The 674-nt window shown below is 69.1% G+C and carries 2 pseudogenes; both read right to left on the bottom strand.

Features of this window, described 5'->3' with window-relative positions:
• Positions 1–233 (bottom strand): annotated as a pseudogene (locus tag G6027_RS18350) (ATP-binding protein); the annotation flags it as partial.
• Positions 230–674 (bottom strand): annotated as a pseudogene (locus G6027_RS17910) (IS21 family transposase); the annotation flags it as partial. The pseudogenes G6027_RS18350 and G6027_RS17910, both read right to left, overlap by 4 nt.

Raw genomic sequence — 674 nt, 5'->3', positions numbered from 1 at the left:
ATGTCCAGCCGCCTGAGGTCGGCGTTCGGATAGCGCAGGCCGGCTCGCCGGATCAGTCCCTCGACTTTGGAGTGGGTGTACGAGGAGTGGGCCTCGTCGACGACGATCTTGACCTGGTCCTCGAACCCCATTCCCAGCATGAGGGTCTCATCGCGGGCCTCGAACGCCTCCAGCATCGCGGTGGCGCCCATCTCGCGCAGCTTGCGGCGGGTCTCGGGATCGAGCCGGGTCATCGGGCACCTCCTGCGGAGTAGTAGTCGGCCCCACGCACATACCCGCCGGCGTCCTGGGCGGGCCGGTCCTGGCTGGCCCTGCCGGTCGGTGGTGCGGGTTTGTCCTGACCGGTTTCCAGGATCGGGCGCAGGTGGGCGTACCGCGGGGAGCGGATCGGCCCGGCCAACGCGATCCGGCACGCGGCCTCGACCCGCTCGGCCGAATAGCGGCGGGTCAACCGCAGCACGGCCAGAGCGGGGTTGATGACCTGTTCGGCGACGGGTACCGATTCGAAGATCCGATCGGTGACGACGAGCGCCGAGGGGCCGACTCGTTCGGCCCATTCACGGACCCTGCTCTGGTCCCACTGCCGGTACTTCGGCCCGGCCGGCAGATCAGCATCGTTGGTCCGGTAGGCGTTGACCACGGTCTCGGGCAGTAGCACGTGGCTGGCCAGGCGT

The sequence above is a fragment of the Dietzia sp. SLG310A2-38A2 genome (genome assembly GCF_014145095.1).
Taxonomy (GTDB): domain Bacteria; phylum Actinomycetota; class Actinomycetes; order Mycobacteriales; family Mycobacteriaceae; genus Dietzia.
Note: the sequence above shows the minus strand (reverse complement) of the source record. Positions and strands in the feature narration are given on the sequence as shown.